18 protein-coding genes are annotated in these 19,196 nt (G+C 40.8%); 8 read left to right on the top strand and 10 right to left on the bottom strand.

Annotated features, from left to right (window positions below):
- Positions 1–316: 316 nt before the first annotated feature.
- Together FXW34_RS20135 and FXW34_RS20130 are read left to right on the top strand one after the other, a co-directional pair.
- Positions 317–511 (top strand): hypothetical protein, encoded by a 195-nt coding sequence (locus tag FXW34_RS20135; RefSeq protein WP_147535847.1) that lies wholly within the window; start codon positions 317–319, stop codon positions 509–511.
- Between the two features lie 254 nt (positions 512–765).
- A complete protein-coding gene (locus tag FXW34_RS20130; RefSeq protein ID WP_147535846.1) occupies positions 766–2,193 on the top strand; it encodes a S1C family serine protease in 1,428 nt (475 codons plus the stop codon).
- Positions 2,194–2,410: 217 nt separating this feature from the next.
- On the opposite strand, the gene FXW34_RS20125 is transcribed toward FXW34_RS20130, so the two are convergent.
- Together FXW34_RS20125 and FXW34_RS20120 are read right to left on the bottom strand one after the other, a co-directional pair.
- Complete coding sequence (locus tag FXW34_RS20125) at positions 2,411–3,070, bottom strand: retron system putative HNH endonuclease (RefSeq protein ID WP_147535845.1); 660 nt, start codon at positions 3,068–3,070, stop codon at positions 2,411–2,413.
- Positions 3,067–4,320 (bottom strand): AAA family ATPase, encoded by a 1,254-nt coding sequence (locus FXW34_RS20120; RefSeq protein ID WP_187119048.1) that lies wholly within the window; start codon positions 4,318–4,320, stop codon positions 3,067–3,069. The genes FXW34_RS20125 and FXW34_RS20120 overlap by 4 nt, the downstream gene beginning before the upstream one ends.
- A gap of 302 nt (positions 4,321–4,622) precedes the next feature.
- Between FXW34_RS20120 and FXW34_RS20115 the strand changes: the two genes are divergently transcribed.
- On the top strand, positions 4,623–6,677 hold the full coding sequence (locus tag FXW34_RS20115; protein ID WP_147535843.1) for a molybdopterin oxidoreductase family protein: 2,055 nt from the start codon (positions 4,623–4,625) through the stop codon (positions 6,675–6,677).
- A gap of 51 nt (positions 6,678–6,728) precedes the next feature.
- On the opposite strand, the gene FXW34_RS20110 is transcribed toward FXW34_RS20115, so the two are convergent.
- Positions 6,729–7,139 (bottom strand): hypothetical protein, encoded by a 411-nt coding sequence (locus tag FXW34_RS20110; RefSeq protein ID WP_147535842.1) that lies wholly within the window; start codon positions 7,137–7,139, stop codon positions 6,729–6,731.
- Positions 7,140–7,356: 217 nt separating this feature from the next.
- Between FXW34_RS20110 and FXW34_RS20105 the strand changes: the two genes are divergently transcribed.
- Positions 7,357–7,881, top strand: coding sequence for an NUDIX hydrolase (locus tag FXW34_RS20105; RefSeq protein ID WP_147535841.1), 525 nt, complete (start codon positions 7,357–7,359; stop codon positions 7,879–7,881).
- 112 nt (positions 7,882–7,993) lie between these two features.
- Here the strand turns inward: FXW34_RS20105 and FXW34_RS20100 are convergent, their stop codons facing one another.
- From FXW34_RS20100 to FXW34_RS20085, 4 genes are all read right to left on the bottom strand, one after another.
- Complete coding sequence (locus tag FXW34_RS20100; RefSeq protein ID WP_147535853.1) at positions 7,994–9,268, bottom strand: dicarboxylate/amino acid:cation symporter; 1,275 nt, start codon at positions 9,266–9,268, stop codon at positions 7,994–7,996.
- A 240-nt stretch (positions 9,269–9,508) separates the two neighbouring features.
- Complete coding sequence (locus FXW34_RS20095) at positions 9,509–10,021, bottom strand: hypothetical protein (protein ID WP_147535840.1); 513 nt, start codon at positions 10,019–10,021, stop codon at positions 9,509–9,511.
- A 165-nt stretch (positions 10,022–10,186) separates the two neighbouring features.
- Positions 10,187–11,974 carry a hypothetical protein gene (locus tag FXW34_RS20090; protein ID WP_147535839.1) on the bottom strand — a complete coding sequence of 596 codons (1,788 nt, stop codon included), beginning with the start codon at positions 11,972–11,974 and terminating at the stop codon, positions 10,187–10,189.
- Positions 11,975–12,219: 245 nt separating this feature from the next.
- Complete coding sequence (locus FXW34_RS20085; protein WP_147535838.1) at positions 12,220–13,701, bottom strand: LPXTG cell wall anchor domain-containing protein; 1,482 nt, start codon at positions 13,699–13,701, stop codon at positions 12,220–12,222.
- Positions 13,702–13,949: 248 nt separating this feature from the next.
- On the opposite strand from FXW34_RS20085, the gene uraD reads away from it, so the two are divergent.
- Both uraD and FXW34_RS20075 read left to right on the top strand, forming a co-directional pair.
- A complete protein-coding gene (gene uraD / locus FXW34_RS20080) occupies positions 13,950–14,447 on the top strand; it encodes a 2-oxo-4-hydroxy-4-carboxy-5-ureidoimidazoline decarboxylase (RefSeq protein ID WP_147535837.1) in 498 nt (165 codons plus the stop codon).
- A gap of 247 nt (positions 14,448–14,694) precedes the next feature.
- On the top strand, positions 14,695–14,988 hold the full coding sequence (locus FXW34_RS20075) for a c-type cytochrome (protein WP_147535836.1): 294 nt from the start codon (positions 14,695–14,697) through the stop codon (positions 14,986–14,988).
- Positions 14,989–15,032: 44 nt separating this feature from the next.
- Here the strand turns inward: FXW34_RS20075 and FXW34_RS20070 are convergent, their stop codons facing one another.
- Positions 15,033–15,509, bottom strand: a complete 477-nt coding sequence (locus tag FXW34_RS20070; RefSeq protein ID WP_147535835.1) for a CBO0543 family protein — start codon at positions 15,507–15,509, stop codon at positions 15,033–15,035.
- A 176-nt stretch (positions 15,510–15,685) separates the two neighbouring features.
- Here FXW34_RS20070 and FXW34_RS20065 point away from each other — a divergent pair, with 176 nt between their 5' ends.
- Both FXW34_RS20065 and FXW34_RS20060 read left to right on the top strand, forming a co-directional pair.
- Positions 15,686–16,339: a Crp/Fnr family transcriptional regulator gene (locus tag FXW34_RS20065; protein WP_147535834.1), complete on the top strand. Its 654-nt coding sequence runs from the start codon at positions 15,686–15,688 to the stop codon at positions 16,337–16,339.
- 81 nt (positions 16,340–16,420) lie between these two features.
- A complete protein-coding gene (locus FXW34_RS20060; protein WP_147535833.1) occupies positions 16,421–16,609 on the top strand; it encodes a YgaP family membrane protein in 189 nt (62 codons plus the stop codon).
- 55 nt (positions 16,610–16,664) lie between these two features.
- Here the strand turns inward: FXW34_RS20060 and sdhB are convergent, their stop codons facing one another.
- Together sdhB and sdhA are read right to left on the bottom strand one after the other, a co-directional pair.
- Complete coding sequence (sdhB, locus tag FXW34_RS20055; protein WP_147535832.1) at positions 16,665–17,417, bottom strand: succinate dehydrogenase iron-sulfur subunit; 753 nt, start codon at positions 17,415–17,417, stop codon at positions 16,665–16,667.
- 2 nt (positions 17,418–17,419) lie between these two features.
- Positions 17,420–19,183, bottom strand: coding sequence for a succinate dehydrogenase flavoprotein subunit (sdhA, locus tag FXW34_RS20050; RefSeq protein ID WP_147535831.1), 1,764 nt, complete (start codon positions 19,181–19,183; stop codon positions 17,420–17,422).
- Positions 19,184–19,196 lie beyond the last annotated feature (13 nt).

The raw sequence follows: 19,196 nt of genomic DNA, 5'->3' as shown, positions 1-19,196 counted from the left end.
GTCGCCATTTGTAAAGAAAAACGTAAGAAATAAGACATTTTAAATAAGTAAAAAAATGGGAACAAGGTCTTTTATAGAACCATGTTCCCGTTTTTTCATTTAACAACTCTGAGTGAATGTAAAAAAATTACATAAATTCAATTTAAAGACACTCATGCAAGACTAATGGGACTGTCCCCCACTCCTTTAACGCAATACAGAAAGCGCATTCAATTTTTGCATAGTTCCAACTTTGGGACAAATGATAAAAAAGGGTGGAATTTTGGTTAACCATCTTGTAATATTTATCCGACGATAATTTATTAAGGTGGAGACTATGAGGAACTCAAATTGCAGGTTTATGGTTAATGCAATCGGCAGAGGTGGAGAAACGTTCTTTACCCACTGTCAAACTAAGCAAGAAGTCCAAACCTGGATTCAAGCAAATCAAGAAAAAATCGATCCTAAACAAGTTAGAATTGTGGATAAACGGAAAAAACCATTATTGGACCTACTCTTTCTCCGTGGATAATCTTAATTTCACCCTTTTTGGGCACCATTCATAACACATGGATGGTGCCTATTTATTTGCTATTTTTCAATAATCACCGCAAACTCCGTTCCGAAATCATCAGCTCAATGCTCGTAAGGTTTTTCTGAAAAAAATTCCTACTAATTCAAGCGAACATCCCTCATACAGCTTATTTATTTTGTGGTACAAAATAAATTGTTTAAAAAAGTGAATATAGTTGTAAAGGCTTTAAATTTCCTTTTAGAGGTGATGTGATGAAAAAGAGGGCCTTATTTACCGTACCAATAAGTATATTACTGATTGCGGTAATCGTTACTTCTTTCTTCCTTATGAATATCAAACCAGATACTTCACACATTTCTCAAGCAAAGAAGCTGGCTGAGTACTCAAAGCCTGCGGTTGTCCGGGTATATGACTACGCGGTAGTAGAATGGCAATTTTTCGACTTTTTCCCTGAGATTGAAGCCATTCTAGAGGAAATGAATTACCAAACCTTAGTTGGCGGCTACGGTTCTGGTGCAATTATCAGCCAAGATGGCTATATTGTTACGAACGCACACGTTGTCTCCACAACCAAAATGTCTGATGAAGAAATCCTTCAAGAGGCATTAATCAGATTGGCGCTGCAAATTGCAGATGCACTACAGGTTGATCCAGAAGCTGTCTATTTCTATTTACTCGAAACGATAGGGTATACAAATCTTTCAAGGCAGACAGAGGTCGTCTTGCCAGGTGGGGATATTTTAGACGGAGAGATTAAGAGCTATGGTTCACCAATTGGCGAAAAAGACGGTGACTGGAAGGATGTCGCTGTTCTAAAAATCGAAGGCAAAAATCTGCCTACATTAAAGCTTGGAAATTCCGATGATGTTGAGGACCAAGAAGAAATTTGGGCAATTGGATATCCATCAATGGCAGAATATAATGTTCTCTCGATTGATTCTTCTTTAGAATCTACAATGAACTCTGGCGAAGTTTCAGCTACATCGAAGAAATTAGAAACTGGAACAGCTGTTATCCAACTTAACGCTGCTACTTCAACCGGAAATAGTGGTGGTCCGATTATTAATGACAAAGGTGAAATTGTTGGCTTGCTAACCTTTGGTGCAGAGGTAACTGGCTTCGACTTTGCGATTCCTGTTAACACCGTGAAAGAATTTGTTAACCAAGCAGGTGCAAAGAATAAGAGCGGTGAAACCGATAAGCTCTTTAAAGAAGGACTTGAGCTATTCTGGGGCGGATATTATGAGGCTGCCTTAGATAAATTTGAATCAGTCGAGCGTCTCTACCCTAAACATTCATTAGTAAAAAAATATATCCAAGATGCTGAAGAAAAAATAGACGATAGTAAAATCCTGTGGTCCAGTTATTCCACTATCTTCTACATCGTTGATGGTGTCGCGGCTGTGCTAATCATTGTATTAATGCTATTTACCTTTGTTTTTGTAAAAAGAGAACCAAGGGTTATGGCGATTACAGCAACAGGGCCAGAACTAAATCCACCACCTGCACCTGCACCTGCACCTGCACCTGCACCTGCACCTACACATACGCCTACTTCTTCCACTACCACTACCACTAACCCTAGCCTAGATACTAGTCAAGAAGCAATCCCGAAAGCGCAAACAGATACTACACCTCCACAAAATAGTACCGAAGAAACACCAAAACCAGACGAATAAGGAAAGCGCAAGGCGCTTAGCTTATCGGCGACAAGCACAAGACGAGCCGGCCGGAAGGTTGCCTTTTACCTTCTGGACGGATTGACTTGTGACCTCGAGCCGATGGCGCCTGGAGCTAGACACAAAACTAATTTCAATCCAAATACTTCTTACCCATAAAAATGAGGGACAGTCCCCCGCGCTTTTGCGCTTTAGCGCAGCGGGGGACTGTCCCCCACTACGTTAAAGCGGCAGAGTCAGTGATGAGTAATGATTTTAGTAATCTAGCAATTACATAACTGAAAGATGGCAGTCTATTAGTTTCATCAGGTGTTTCAAGAAAACGGATCATTAGTTTTATTTGATCTGTATCTGAGAGATCGATGATGTCGAGGATGGCATTAATTGCCTCCTCCCTTTGTTTTCTTGGTAAATATGTATTCAAACCAAGGCGATGAATCGTCTCTTCAGCACCTTGATGATGGTTAGCGGCCCGAATCGTTCCGTCAAAGCCGTACTCAAAATAGCTTTCACAATTCGGATCAAGTGGTGATACCATCAGCACCGGGTCAAACCAATCCTTCTTGGAATGACCACAAAAATCCGAAAGTTCTGCTTCATGATGAATTAATTTCCCCATACAGGAGGCATGTAAATTCTGATAATCCAATTGCAGAGATTTAAATTTTGATTGCGGTCGAAAATGTTCAATATGAACATTATTTCTTGTTAGACTCAACCCACAATAACAGCAAAGCCAATACTGCTCATCTAATAAATTTTCACGAACGATACTTTTTATTGACGGTGGAATACTCGAATAGGTTGCTGCATTACCCATCGAGCTTTTCCATTTTTCAAAAGCGCTTGGTGAGGGCTTTTTATGAATATGCTTCATGAATTCAAGCTCTCTTTTCTTCTTAAAATCATATCCGCTCTTATTAAAGTCGGGTCATCACACCCTAAAATATCCATCAGATGGTTTAATAATTCCCTCGCCTCATCAAGCTCTGCATCATTCATGATTAATCGGAATAATTTCTCCAATTGACTCTTTATTTCTTCATTCTTTTCTGCAGCACCCATAAATTGTTCCAATATCATATTCGAATCTTTACCAAATAACGTTGGCACGCTACGAACATGAATGTCTTCGCCGTCCTCCTGCTGTGTTACAAAGAAGATTTGCGCTGAATTGATTTCACCTAATACCTGCGGTGAATGTGTGGATAAAATAAACTGGATATTCGGAAACGTCGACTGTAATCGGTTGATGATATCACGTTGCAATGCCGGATGAAGATGAAGCTCAATTTCATCAATTAAGACAATCCCCTCTCCCTCCAAAGGATTGTCTAGACTTGGATTCGCCAACGCTAGACGGCGTGCTAAATCTCCGACCATTGCTAGAGTGCACTTTTCACCATTAGATAATTGACTAATCTCTAATCGCTGGTTGCCTTTGACAACAGTTACTCTAATTTTCCGTCCCCTTGTGACCTTTAAATCAGAAAAACCTGGCAAGAAATTATAAATGGCATTTCGAACTGCGGACAGCTGCCTGTTTGGAGCGCCTTGCCGAAGCTCCTCCATATACGCCTCGTCTAAAAACCATTCAAAAAACGACCGGAAATCCACATCGTTTGAAAAGCAATGATGGTAGGCCGAAAATGGGTCAAAGCCCTTCCTCGCCTTGAGTTTTATCGGAACATCCTTCACGGTTCGATGAACAGGATAATTCACAAAAATCGGCGCATTAAAGCAGCAATCCTCTGCCAGTTGTTTATGTAAATACGCAATTAAATCCTGAGTTGAATCATTAACTGTAAGCTTCGAGCTGCTATATTGATTGGCTGCCAAGGTTTTAATTAGCTCTAGTTGACGCTCTTTGCCATTGTACTCAAGCGTGCACTTGATTTTTAATCCTTGTTTGCCATTTTTGATATCCGTCTCACTGAGGCTAATTTTTTTGGAAATTCCAAACGAAAGCGACTCAACAAATCGTGAGAGTAGAATAATCGCAGCATTTAGAATCGTCGATTTACCAACTCCATTTGTTCCAACTAAGACAACATTCTTCTCTTGAAACTGCAAATGCAATTGCTTAAAGCCACGGAAATTTTCCAAAATAATTTCAGTAATCTTCAAAGCCAACACCTCTTTTGCTCTTTTATAAGTAAACCGTGTTGAACCTACAAGTTGATGACATCATCGCTTTTCAACACAACGAAATACAATATTTCTCTTATTTTCATGATACCATATTCCGTTTCTTTTCTTCGCCCTATGCGCCACCTGATCGCTATTTAAAAATTATTTTTTTCCAAATTCCACGTACATGACAAACGATCCTCATAACCTCTATAATAAAAATAACTAATTTCTCTTAAACTACAAAAGTATTAATAAACCAACAGCGGTCTCGCTGACCTAGCAAAGGAGAATCAATCATGCAATCTCAAGATGGCATTTTTCATTCAGTTTGCTCGCTTGATTGTCCTGATCAATGCGGCTTACTCATTCATAAACAAGCTGGAAAAATAGTAAAAATTGAGGGTGACCCCAATCATCCTGTTACAAAAGGGAATATATGTAATAAAGTCCGCAACATGCCAAATCGCCTTAACGACGAAAATCGGCTCAAATATCCAATGAAACGAAGCGGCAAGAAGGGTGAGAATCGATTCGAGCGGATTAGCTGGGACGAGGCAATTGACACGATTACCTCAAAATGGAAACAACTGATAGAAGTAAATGGACCTGAAAGCATTATGCCCTACAGCTTTTATGGAAACATGGGCAATCTTACCGCTGAAGGGATGGATCGTCGCTTCTTCAATCGACTCGGCGCCACAAAACTTGACCGAACAATCTGCTCTGAAGCAGGGGTTGAAGGCTACAAATATACGATGGGTGGCCCTTACGGTATCGATCCCGAGGATACAGTTCATTCCAAGCTCATCATTTTTTGGGGTGTGAATGCTGTAAGCACGAACATGCATCAAATCGCCTTTGCTCAGCAGGCCCGCAAACATAACGGCGCCAAGATAGTCGTAATCGATGTTCATAAAAATCAAACCGGTAAGTTCGCCGACTGGTTTATTCCGATTTTACCAGGAACAGATAGCGCACTAGCGTTAGGCATGATGCACATCCTATTTGCCGAAAAGCTAGTCGACGAAGACTTTTTACAAGAGCACACAGTTGGTCATGAGGAGCTACGCGAGCATGTGAAGCAATACGACCCTGAAACCGTCGCAGGCATAACAGGTGTCCCTGTGGCAGATATTTACAAACTGGCGAGAATGTATGGCGAAACGGCACCATCCTACATTCGCATCGGTAACGGTCCTCAGCATCACGATAATGGCGGCATGTGCATCCGCACCATCTCCTGTCTGCCCGCATTAACTGGGCAATGGATCAAAGAAGGCGGTGGGGCAACGAAGAGTAATTCCGGCTATTTAGCCTATAATTCCGAAGCCTTACAGCGACCAGATTTTTTGAAAAATAAAGCCACGAGGACGGTCAACATGAATTTGCTCGGCGAAGCCTTGCTCAACCTTGACCCTCCTATAAAGTCGCTCTATGTTTATAGCTCTAACCCTGCAGTCGTTGCACCTGAAGGGAATAAAGTCAGACTGGGGCTTGCCCGTGATGACTTATTTACCGTAGTTCATGATTTATTTTTAACAGAAACGGCTAAGTATGCCGATATCATTCTGCCTGCAACCTCCTCATTCGAAAACATGGACTTTTATTGCTCGTACTGGCATCATTACGCTCAGCTTCAAGAGCCAGTCGTCGCACCATTCGGTGAGGCGAAGTCGAATGTCGAGGTGTTCCGCCTCCTCGCAGCTAGCATGGGCTTTGATGAACCTGAGTTTTCTGAGTCCGAAGCTGAAATGATTAGTCAGGCACTAAACTATTCTGATAATCCGTACTTGGACGGAATCACTTTAGAAACACTTTTGGAAAATCAATATGTGAAGGCGAAGGTCAAGCCATTGTTGCCTGGAAAATTAAAAACGCCAAGCGGCAAAATCGAACTATATTCCGAAAAAATGAAGCAGGATGGTTATCCACCGCTTCCAACTTATATTCCGTTACCGGATGACAGCGATGGTGACAGCGAAAGCGCGGAGGTCTACCCATTCCGCTTCATCCCAGCACCAAATCATAATTTCTTAAACTCGACTTTTTCTAATAATTCAAAGCATCAGCAGCTCGAAAAAGAGCCGTTGCTCCATATGAATGTTTTGGACGCTAATGCTACTGGTATTGAGAATGAGGACATGGTCCGGATTTGGAATCAGCGTGGGGAAATTGAGTTAAAGGTGTCTGTTGGTGAAAACGTCCTTCCTGGAGTTGTCGCGACACAAGGACTGTGGGCGGACCTCGATGGGACCAAGCAGCTTGTCAATACGCTAACGCCAGACCGGATTGCCGATATGGGCGGCGGGGCGACGTTCTTTTCGGGGCGCGTGAATGTGGCGAAGGTTTAATGGAATGAAAAAAATCGGGCAGCTCATTTTGAGTGCCCGATTTTTTATTTCTTAATGTCCGTCACCTTCAGGTTGTATATCTAAGAACACAAAGCCCTTTGAGGTAGCCAGAAATGCTGCAAACTCCTTCACACCATCCTGATTAATGAATGCAGCACTCACCATAATCATTCCATCAAATGGTGTTCCTAAATTTTCCTTCACTCTAACAACGGACATTTCATCTGCACCATTCCATTTATATCCGTTTTTCGTTAAATTCTGTTTAACAGTTTTAAACTCTTCACTTTTAAATAACTCAGAAACCCACTTGTTTCCTTCTGCTCCAACAATATAAGTAACAGGACAATTACATTCTCCATCTGCTGGAGCAGTTACCTTCGCTTGTGCAGTATTTCCTGGCACTGCCAACATAAACGCCAAAATCAAGCTTCCTAAAATTAAAGATAAATAGCCTCTCATTCGATGACCTCCCTAATTTATCTATCTACATCCTCTATTTTCTATTATTTTAATGCCTACTCCTATATGTAATTATGTCTTGTTTATGAAAGCTTTTTCACAAATTTATGTTTATGTAAAAATAAGGATGGAGAAAGCTTGTAAAGGATTATATGCTGCGATAAATTTGCCGTTTAGCTGCGGGGCGCTTACAATGTTAACGAGGTGAAAATACATAATGACTTGGAAAATAAAAAGCACTGAACGAAAACAAATCGATCGCTACGGCATCACAATAGATGAGGTAATTCTTCCGAATGGTGAAGAAAAGACGTTTGCCTATTTGGATTTTGCCAAAGGCGTCTGCATTCTCCCAATTACGAACGAGCATAAAGTACTATGTTTAAAGCAATACCGCCATGCACTTAAGAGTTGGCAATGGGAGTTACCCGCAGGGGGTATCGAAGAAGGCAGTCAACCACTCGAAACTGCAAAACGCGAATTAGAGGAAGAAACAGGCTATGTTGCTGAGGATTGGCTTGAATTAGGAAGCTTCTATCCTTCTCCCGGATCAACAAGCGAGGAAATCTTCTTATTTGCAGCAGCTGGTTTAACAGCCACGAAGCAAAACTTAGAAAGCAGCGAACAAATTGAGGTTCACGAGCTGACAATGGGAGAATTAAAGGATTTAGTGAAGGATGGAGAATTTTCGCATGGAGCAGGACTCGCGGCAATACTTCGTTATAAATTTTTGACCGATTAGTCTGTGTGCGAGGCAGTGGCCACCTGAAGCTTGAAACGGAACGAAACACGATCTTTATTTTCAAAAAAGAGGAAAAAGCGACGACTGCATCATAGTCATCGCTTTTTCTAGTTTATACGGCCTTCACGTTGCGCTTTGGGATGAGGCCGGCTTTCTTGAGCCAGTCTTTGCCTTCGACGAGGCGGGTGACAAGCATCGCGCAAACGGTGTTGCCGGTTGAGTTTAATAGTGTTGCCGGGGCATCGATAATCGTACTGATGACCGCAATGATCGGCAGTACTTCAGGTGGGAAGCCGTATACAGAGATGATGAGCATTTCTCCAATCATACCACCACCAGGTATAGCGCCCATTACCGCCCCGACTAAAAAGGCTACTGCTAAAATACTTAATATGCTTGATAGGCTTGTTAAATCTTTGCCAAATAAGGCGAATAGGAAGACGATTTTCAGGACGCCGCCAAAAACGGAGCCATCCTTGTGGGTGTTGGCGCCGAGCGGGATAATCGTTTCGCCGATATCCTTTGGCACGCCCATTTTTTTCACGGCTGCAAGGTTAACCGGAATGCATGCCGCACTTGAGCATGTAGCGATTGCCGTAATCGATGGTGTGATTGCGTTTTTCCAAAAAATCACGACGCCGTGCTTGCCGCCCGCTATAAAAGCATAAAGTGTAAAGAAGATAAAGAAATATATTAATGTAAGAATGAGGTACAGCACAAATGAACGTGCATAGCCTTCTAGTATTTGCGGACCGAGTTCACCGATTACCGCGGCAAAATAACAGCCAAGTCCGATCGGTGCGTAATACATGACAATGTTGACCATTTTCATCATGACTTGAGTGGCTGCGTTGAGGAAGTCGGCAACAGGCTTGCCTTTTTCTCCAATCAGTGCGGTTGATACCCCAAACAGTAAGGAGAAGACAATGAGTTGGAGCATGTTGCTTCTCGATAACAGGCTTGAAAAATCAGAAACGGTAAAGGTGTTTACAAGCTGGCTTAAGAATGGAATCGCCTCTGTTTCCGGCTCTTCTGCTGCGCTCATCACCTCTTTAATGCTTGAAATGTCGGCGTTTTCAATCGGTTCAATTATTGTTGTGCCAACTAAACCAAGAATGGCTGATACCGAAGCGGTTAGTAAAAATACGACGAGGATGCTGCCCATAATTTTGCCGAGACGTTTCATCCCGTTCATATTAGCAATGGCCGAGGCAATGCTGAAAAATACTAAAGGTACAATCATCATAAACATTAAATTGAGGAATAAATCTCCAAACGGCTTGACCACTGCTGTGTCTGTACCATAAACCAAGCCGGCAATTCCACCGATTACGATAGCCCCCAGCAGAATCAGAGTGAAGCGATAATTTTTAAAAAAGGATTTCAAAATCTCCACTGCCTTTCTACATCTTAATATGTAGTTTCATTTTGAAAAGCATACCGAAGATTACCATTTACGTAAATGACATTTGACACTATTAGTGGTGGCAACGGGGGCAAAATAGTGAATTTTCTAAATAGGGTGATTGATGGGAGATTATACTGCAGCCTGTCCAAATTTAAACAACCCATTCAACTAAGAATGGGTTGATGTTTTTGAATAAGTATTCGGTTTCATCGCAGACAATTATTTTGAAATTGCAGATGAATATTGATGACTATGGAATTGAGTCATAGCATTTTGTAATGTTGGTCCACCTTTGATAGTACCTTGGAAATGTAGTGTTGTGCTGATGCTTTTTTGTTGTTGCGTTACTTTTGCAGGACCTGTTGTTGTAACTGAGTCACTCAAGCTACCAGTTGCTTGTGTTTTTTGTGGGTTTCCGTTTAGATCATCTTGTACATCAACAGAAGTTACTTGTGATTGGGAGACTGTTTCTGCACCACTTGTGTCACCATTTTGTGTTTGTGATCCAGCAGTTGTTGATGCTTGAGCTTGGCCAGCACCTTTAACCCCACTTACCCAATTCCAAGAATAATTACCGATTGTATTTTTGTTTTGGTAAAAATTTGATGGTGCTGATTGATTTTGACTAATTGAAGAATTGTCAGTTTGTGCTGCTGCTGCTCCATTTGCTAGTCCAAACCCAGCTACTAGAGCTGATACTGCGATTAATGTTCCGACCTTCTTTTTAAACATACCGTAAATCCTCCTAATGATTGTGGAATAAATAATTGATATTCTATAACATATTTTCTGCTAAATATCGATTTTGTTAAGGCATGTATTTAATCTCAAGGCTTAAAGATTAAATATGCCCCATCCAGCAAAGCACCAGATGGGGCTGAAGAACTTGTAACAATATTAGTTAGCTGATTGGCTAGAAACGATTGTGAAGCTTGAAGATGAGTTTTGGCTGATACCAGCACCAAACGCTACTGCTGTTTGAGAAGTATTGTTTGTTACGGATTGATTTTGGTCTGCATTAGCTGTAGCAGACTGCTCTAATGTAATTGAGTTTGCTGCTTCTTGATTTGTTTCGTTACCAACACCTACAGAAACCGCAGTTTGAGAAGTGTTTGTTTCAGCAGCTTGAGTTTGGTCAGCATTACCAACAGCTGCTTGAGTTTGATCAGTTTCGTTCGCAGCCACTTGTGCTACATCATTACCAACACCAGCAACAATTGCACCTTGTTCAACTGTGTTGTCTGAGCTTTGAGCTTGGTCAGCACCAAGAGCTCCAACTTGTGTTTGCTCAGTTACATTAACATCAGCTTGAGCCGCATCGTTGAACGCGCCATCAACATCAGCAAGCTGTTCTGTAGATGAAGAAGCTGATTGGCTTTGAGCTGCACCAAGTCCGCCAACTTGTGTTTGCTCAACGCAATTAACATCAGCTTGAACTGTGTCATTTGCTAATCCATCAACATCTGTCATTTGTAAAGAACCACTTGAAGCTGATTGCTCCTGTACAGCACCTAAGCCACCAAGTTGAGTTTGCACAGTTCCGTTAACATCTACTTGAACAGCATCGTTAAATGCGCCTTCTACAACCGCACTTTGAGCTGTACCAGTTTCAGAACCTTGTGATTGAAGTGCACCAAGCGCACCTACTTGAGTTTGTTCAGTAGCATTAACAGAAGCTTGTTCAGCGTCATTTGCTAAACCTGTAGCAATCGCGCCTTGTGCCGTTACGTTAATTGCACCTTGTTCTTGACCAACTAATAAGCCAAGTCCAACTTGAGTTTGCTCAGTTGCATTCGTTGCACCTTGTTCAGTATCATTGCCAATACCAAATGCGCCTGAACCTTGAGTTACATAATTAGCTGTACCTTGTGCTTGACCGATTAATAGGCCAGCACCTAATTGATTTTGTTCAGTTGCATTTTCAATTCTTTGGTTTTGGTCATTGAATGCGCCACCTGAAACTTCAGATTGACTATTTGTATTTTGAGAGCCTTGTAGTTGGCCGATTAATAAACCTAAAGCAAGGCTGTTTTGCTCAGTACCGTTAACGATTCCTTGACCTTGGTCATTTGCAACTCCAGATGTACCTTGACCTTGAGTGTTGTGGTTGCTTGAACCTTTAATTTGACCAATTAATGCACCTAAGCCAACATTTGTTTGCTCAGTTACGTTAATTGCACCTGAAGCTTGGTCATTAGCTCTACCTGTTGCATCTTGAATTTGCTCACCTTGGTTATCAGAAATGTTTACTTGACCGATTAATGCACCAAGACCTGCATTTACTTGTGATTCACCAACCACAGTAACTTGTGTTTGGTCATTCCAGCGGCCAACTACATCTTGACCTTGTGAAGTGTAGCTTGATGAAATATTGCCTTGACCGATCAGTAACCCTGCACCTACATTTGCTTGGTTGCGAATGAATAGACCTGCCTGTAATTGGTCAGAGAAATTAGCTGCAAATGCTGTTTGTGATGGAGCAACTGTAACGCTGTCAATGTTAGTTTGACCAACCAACAATCCAGCTCCAATATTTACGTCAGAATGATTTCCGCCATATACTTTGTCTTGATCAACAGCAGCAAACGCAGATGTTGATGCTAAAATTGTTCCAACTAAAGCTCCTGTTGCGATGATTTTCTTCCAATTGAGTACGTTCTTTACCTGTTTGTAATTTTGACCCATACCTGATACCAACCTCCAAGTAAACTTTTATTGGAATTGCCTGTTCCGAGCTTTAGTATACTACCGCGTTGAATTTTTTGAAAAATCGGAAATTTAGCTATATTCGGTCAATTTACCTATTTTTTTGTTCGTTATAAAGACCATGCTCTATTTCTCTCTCTTTTTTGTTCTTTCTAAAGAACAAAATGATAAAAAAACGGCAAAACACTGAATTACCAGTCATTTTGCCGTGAAAAAAATTTTTATTAATTTTTGAACTTTACTTTTTTACGAAAAATTAACAATGAACCAGAAGCAATTAATGCAATTCCAAACAAAAGAATGTTATGCTGATTAGTTGCAGTATTTGGAAGTTCGTTACCCTCAGCTGTCGTTTTAGCAATTGTTTTAACAGGTGCAGCTTTTGCGATAACTTGAGTTACTGGTGGTGCTGAATTATTTTCTACCTCAGTTGGTGCAGATGGAGTTTCTCCAGAATCTGGAGTTGTCCCATTATCGTCTGTTGGAGTTGTTGGTGGTTCCTCCGGTGGTGTTGGCTCTTCTTCATTGTTGTCATCCGGTGGTGTTGTTGGTTCTTCCTGATCGTCTTCACCAGGCGGTTCCTCTATTGGTTTTGTAACCGGTGCACCAATCTGCTCGGCGCCAAATATTAGTGACAGACTGCTTTTTAATAATGCTTTGTAGTCTACTGTAGCAAGATCCTCCACGAATAACACAGCCACATTTTTTACAATAAGGGTACCCCAATCAAACTCTTCTTCATATGATTGGAATGAACCATGTATGTCCTTCACTTTTAATGCAGTTGTACGCTGACTGTCGTCAATCAATTGATCATTCACAAAGATCTTTTGCGCAAATTTCACGAAGCTTCCAGCAGCATCTTGGATTACTTCTACATAGTTTTGGGTAGTAACCTTTACACCTATTTCAGCCACTTCCATAAGCGTATTAACAAAATAACCTTCAACAATAGCATTTTGCACTTGCTCCAATACAGCTGCTCCAGCTGAATCTACTGTCATTTTTTGATCAGCATCAATTTCAGTTAGCTGCTCCTGCTCGTCTGCTCCATCACCCTCATGATTAAAATCCTGTAGCTGGGAAACGGTGATATTTGTATCTTGTTCTAACTTAACTTCAGCCGATTCGCTAGTTGTTACAATTTGACCTTGCTCCGTTTCGGCAATTGTCCCTTGATTAAGAACGTCACTTTCACCAGAAGGATAATTGACTTCTTGTGATTGGTGAGAATCAATTTTTGCCTTCAACCATTGTTCTGCGTCAATGTTTCCATCTGATTCAAACTCCTGTTGTTGAGCACCAGTTAAATTCGTCGTCTGTCCCTGACCAATTTGACCATTAACGTCACTTTCAATACTATCGTGGCAAGTAACAGTGGCCTCAACAGTTTGATCTTGGCAAACATTGTTATTTGCTGTCTGATCTTGGTCGACTAAATCATACTCTCCTTCGATATCCTGAACCTGTTCTGCTGAAGAATCAGAAGTTTGGTCCTGGTTCACCTCTGGATCCTCTTCGGTTATTTCTTCTTTGTTAGAATAATTGTCTTCTGTACTTTCATCCAACAGTGGTGCTGCAGACTCATCTTCAGTGTAAGTTGCTACAGTCCCTGCCGGTGGGGTAATTTCCTCCGCTTGAACTACATTTAAACCTAGCGTAGCTGAATTAAATAATAGACATATTAGTAAAAGTTTTTTTAGCAACCTTCACCCTCCTTTCTTAGAAAAAAATAATGTTTTGTTTTGTTCATTATATAGAACAAAACATGATTTAGAAACGTTCAATAATCGTCATTTTCCTTTATAAAGAACAATTTTTATCCAAAAAAGTCTGTTTTTCTTTAGTTTTCTTAATATTTTATTTTTTATAAAAATTCTGTAATAATAGAGGATGTGAATTTTAGAAATTGACAGCTCATAGGCTTTACCATATGAAGGAGGAAGTTAAGCGTATGTTAACTATAGAAAAATTAAACTTGATGAGTACGAATGAATTTACTGACGTTATAGGAGATATTTTTGAAGAATCTGCATGGATTGCAGCCGCTGCAGCTTTAGAACGCCCCTTTGCTTCCGTAGATGATTTACATCAATCTATGGTAGCAATTATTCAAAGGACCTCTCGAACGATTCAATTAAATCTGTTAGAAGCTCATCCAAATTTAGGTGAAAAAATTGCGATGAGTCATGCTTCAAGCAAAGAGCAGCGAGCAGCGGGACTTACTAACCTTACTTCTAAGGAATATGAAACGTTTCTTTCACTAAATACTCGCTATCACCAAAAGTTCGGGTTCCCACTGATCATTGCCGTACGTGGAAAAGATAAAAAAATAATTCTAGCTGATATGACAAAGCGGCTTCATAATGATGCTTCATTAGAATTTCAGATTGCACTAGCAGAAGTTTTCAAAATTGCCTGGTTTCGCCTAAATGACAAAATCAAACAATAACCGATAGATTTTTATATAATAGGAAGAAATACGACTTTTTTTGTTACTAGTGTTAAATTTACACGTTGTTTATTCTCTCCGGTTACTAGCAGTCAGGAAATTTTTTCAATTATATCATATTTTCGCCATAAATTTGACAGCAACACAGCTATTAAATATTTTAAGATAATATTAATGTTTTATTTATATCGAGTTAATAGTTTAACTTTATTGTTATGCTAAAGCTGTGTTACGGAGGGAAAACAACATGAAACGATTATGGCTACTTTCAGTACTAATCCTGATTATTACGGCTGGTTGCTCAGCTAATGCTGCTGACGGTCCTAAAGATGGACCTGGGCTTTATGAGCAAAAATGTTCAGCCTGTCACGGTTCGGATTTAAAAGGAGCTGCTGCTGGTCCAGCAGTATTAAATATGAAGAGTAAGTACACTACAGATGAGCTTGAAAAGCTAATGCTGGACGGTAAAGGCATGATGCCAGGAAAACTACTAACAGAAGAAGAAAACAAACTCGTCTCAGAATGGCTCATGACCAAATAAATAATTTAACACAGTAAAGCGGTGGGGGACAGTCCCCCACCGCTTTACTGTGTTAAAGAACTTTTTTTGAAAAACCAGCGATAAAAGTGCATTGAAAAGAAAAACGTTATTAACAATGTTAACCATGTCCAATACCAGGACCATTCAATATATTCAATTAGATCCGTGTGCTCTTCAATTAATACCTCGAGGATTGTCATCCAGGTTGGAAAAAAGAGGAACCAGCCAATTCTATGTAGTTTGCCTTTGTGATAAGGATAGCGCAGATTGAATATGACACATATTGCGGGGTATATAAAATACTCGAAGGAAAAGCTTGTACCACTCGCCTTTGAAAACTCCCGCACCGGATATTCAATCCATCCACACTCAACCACTACTAAACCTAGGATCCAAGTCATAAACTGCTTGAAAAAAAATACTAGGCACGCTTCCCGCAATCTATCTTTTGAAACCCAAAGGATCAGTCCTAGGATGGTTAGCGACCAAACACTAATGAGGACTATAAAATTGATGCTCAATGAAACGCACTCCTAACTGTCACATGGTTATATTCTCAACAAATATCGATTTAATTATTCCAATATAACCAGTAAAAGGCTTTACTTTTGAAGTGAGAATATTTAAGAATGTTTTAGTAGTCCACATTAGGTTATTGCTTTAAAATATAAAGAAACAAATATACATAGGGGGGCATATGAAACGTCCTATTTTCTCATTGTTTCCTTTTCTTAAAGAGTTGACAACGGATGAACTTGAGCAGCTTGTCTATATTGAGGCTCATGCAGATCAAATCATTTTTAATGAAGGTGATCCATGTCAGTATGCAGCGTTTATTTATGAAGGCGAAGTGAAGATTCACAAAACGAATAAGAATGGCCGAGAAATCAATTTATTCCGTGCTGTGTCTGGGCAAGTCTGCATTTTATCCATCACAAGCACACTTTCGGAACAGACTTTCCCTGCACATGTGGTCGCTAGTAAAAGCTGCAAGCTCTTTCTTGTTGAAAGAAAGCTATTAATTAAATGGATGAATAAGTATCCATCTTTTCAGAAGCTGATTAACCAAACAACAGCTAACCGCTTCAATCATGTAATGGGACTATTTGATGATTTGTGTTTTAGACGGATAGATGAACGAGTGGCAGAATACCTTTTAGAAAAACTTCCTTACGACCAGTCAACATTGTATATGACCCATGAGGAATTGGCAGCTGAGCTAGGGACAGCTCGTGAGGTCATAAGCAGGCTCATGAAACAGTTCGAAAAAAATGACATTATTCGGTTAGCGCGCGGAAAAATCATGATGTATGACAGAGAAAAGCTTGAGGGCTTTATGACAAAAAGGTGAATATGTGACTTAGTTACGGAAAAACGTAAAGCCTCAGCTTATCATTATTTCTAACAATTTAGATATTTGGGGGCTGGGAAAATGAAAGCAAATGTCGGTGGGACAGATCGAGTATTACGTTTCGTATTGGGAGTTCTTCTGTTGGGGTTATTCCTACTTGATGGTAATGTAAAATATTTTGGGATTCTTGGTATCGTATTTATCGCAACGGCAGCAATACGCTTCTGCCCGTTTTATCCACTACTAAAAATAAACACCTGCAAAAAATAACTTCGGCTTTAACACAGCAAAGCGGTGGGGGACTGTCCCCCACCGCTTTAACGCGTTAACCGAAGAATCTTTTGAATGAGTATAGTGTGACTTGGCGGTTTAGGGCTGCTAGTGAGGTTGTTAGTTCGATTCCCTTTGGACAAACCTCAACGCAGTTTTGTGAGTTACCACAGGTTGTAATTCCGCCTTCACCCATAATTGCGTCTAATCTTTCTTCTTTATGCATCGCACCTGTTGGATGCGTATTAAACAAACGAACCTGAGACATTGGCGCCGGGCCCATAAACGGCGAATGGTCATTTACATTCGGACACGCCTCGAGACAGCAGCCACAGGTCATACACTTGGACAATTCATACGCCCATTGGCGTGTATTTTCCGGCATTCTTGGACCAGGACCTAAGTCATGCGTTCCATCAATCGGAACCCACGCCTTCACTTTTTTCAATGAATCAAACATGCGTGAGCGGTCAACCACTAAATCCCGGATAACCGGAAACGTACTCAATGGCTCAATCCGAATCGGTTGCTCAAGCTGGTCGATTAATGATGAGCAGGCTTGGCGTGGCTTACCATTAATAACCATTGAACAAGCGCCGCAAACCTCTTCCAAACAAACGGACTCCCAATTGACTGGTGTGGACTCCTCGCCCTTTGCGTTAACAGGATTTCTCTGAATTTCGATGAGAGCTGAAATAATGTTCATATTGGGACGATAGGGCACCTGAAACTCTTCTACATAGGCTTGTGAATTTCCATCTTTTTGCCGTTTAATAATCAATTTAATTGTTTTGCCATTTCCCGCCATGATTACTTCGCTCCTTTCTTCGCCTTCGTATAATCCCGTTTCCGCGGTTTAATTAATGAAGTATCAACCGCTTCATAAGATAGCTCAGGCTGACCAGTTTTTGGATTGTATTTAGCCATCGTTGTCTTTAACCAATCTTCATCATTACGATCTGGAAACTCTGGCTTATAGTGAGCACCACGGCTTTCATTACGGTTCAACGCACCAAGCGTAATCACTTGTGCCAAGTTAATCATTCCTTCTAGCTGGCGAACGAATGACGTGCTCGAATTGCTCCATTTTGCCGTATCCTCAATGTTAATGCGCTTATATCTCTCGACAAAATCCTGAAGCTTGTCATAAGTCATTTGTAATTTTTTATTTTCACGAACAACCGTCACATTATCGGTCATTAATTCACCAAGCTCTTTATGAAGCAGATAAGCATTTTCATTTCCATTCATCGATAAAATTGAGCTATAACGCTGTTGGTCTTCGTCAATTTGACAATCAAAAACGGTTGACGACACATCATCAGCTGACTTAGTTAAGCCTTTAATATACTCCAACGCTGCCGGACCAGCAGCCATACCACCATAAACCGCCGATAATAGCGAGTTTGCACCAAGTCGGTTTGCACCGTGCTGAGAATAATCGCATTCACCAGCTGCAAACAAACCAGGAATGCTTGTTTGTTGGTTAAAATCAACCCACAGTCCGCCCATAGAATAGTGCACACCTGGGAAAATTTTCATTGGTACCTTACGCGGATCCTCACCAACGAATTTTTCATAAATCTCCATGATTCCACCAAGTTTAATATCCAGCTGATGCGAATCAATATGAGAAAGGTCTAGATATACTTTATTTTCCCCATCAATTCCCAGCTTTTGATTTACACACACATCGAAAATTTCTCGAGTCGCGATATCACGAGGTACGAGGTTTCCGTAAGCCGGGTATTTTTCTTCAAGGAAGTACCATGGTTTACCATTTTTATATGTCCAAACACGTCCACCTTCACCGCGTGCCGACTCACTCATTAAGCGATTTTTATCATCGCCAGGGATGGCAGTTGGATGAATTTGGATGAATTCACCATTTGCAAAATAAGCACCTTGCTCGTACAATCTTGCAGCAGCATAACCAGTATTGATGGTTGAGTTAGTTGACTTTCCAAAAATAACGCCAAGTCCACCTGTTGCCATGATAACGGCATCAGCACGGAAAGCTTTCAATTCCATCGTCCGTAAGTTTTGGGCGGTAATACCACGACAAACCCCATCGTTATCAATAACAGATGATACGAATTCCCAGCTTTCAAATTTTTCCACTAATCCAGCTACTTCGTATTTCCGTACTTGCTCATCTAATGCATATAATAACTGCTGACCAGTTGTCGCTCCTGCAAATGCTGTTCTATGGTGCTGCGTACCACCAAAGCGACGGAAATCTAGTAAACCTTCTGGAGTACGGTTAAACATTACTCCCATACGATCGAACATATGAATGATTTTTGGTGCAGCCTCACACATAGCTTTTACCGGGGGCTGATTCGCGAGGAAGTCACCACCGTACACGGAATCATCAAAATGCTCCCATGGAGAATCATTCTCCCCTTTTGTATTAACCGCACCGTTAATGCCACCTTGTGCACAAACAGAGTGGGATCGTTTTACCGGCACGAGCGAAAATAAATCTACCTTTGTACCTGATTCAGCGATTTTGATAGCAGCCATTAAGCCTGCTAAACCACCACCAACAATGACAATTTTGCCTTTCGTCATCTGCGTCTACCTC

It is taken from the genome of Bacillus marasmi, assembly GCF_902168435.1.
GTDB lineage: Bacteria > Bacillota > Bacilli > Bacillales > Cytobacillaceae > Bacillus_BU > Bacillus_BU marasmi.
Note: the sequence above shows the minus strand (reverse complement) of the source record. Positions and strands in the feature narration are given on the sequence as shown.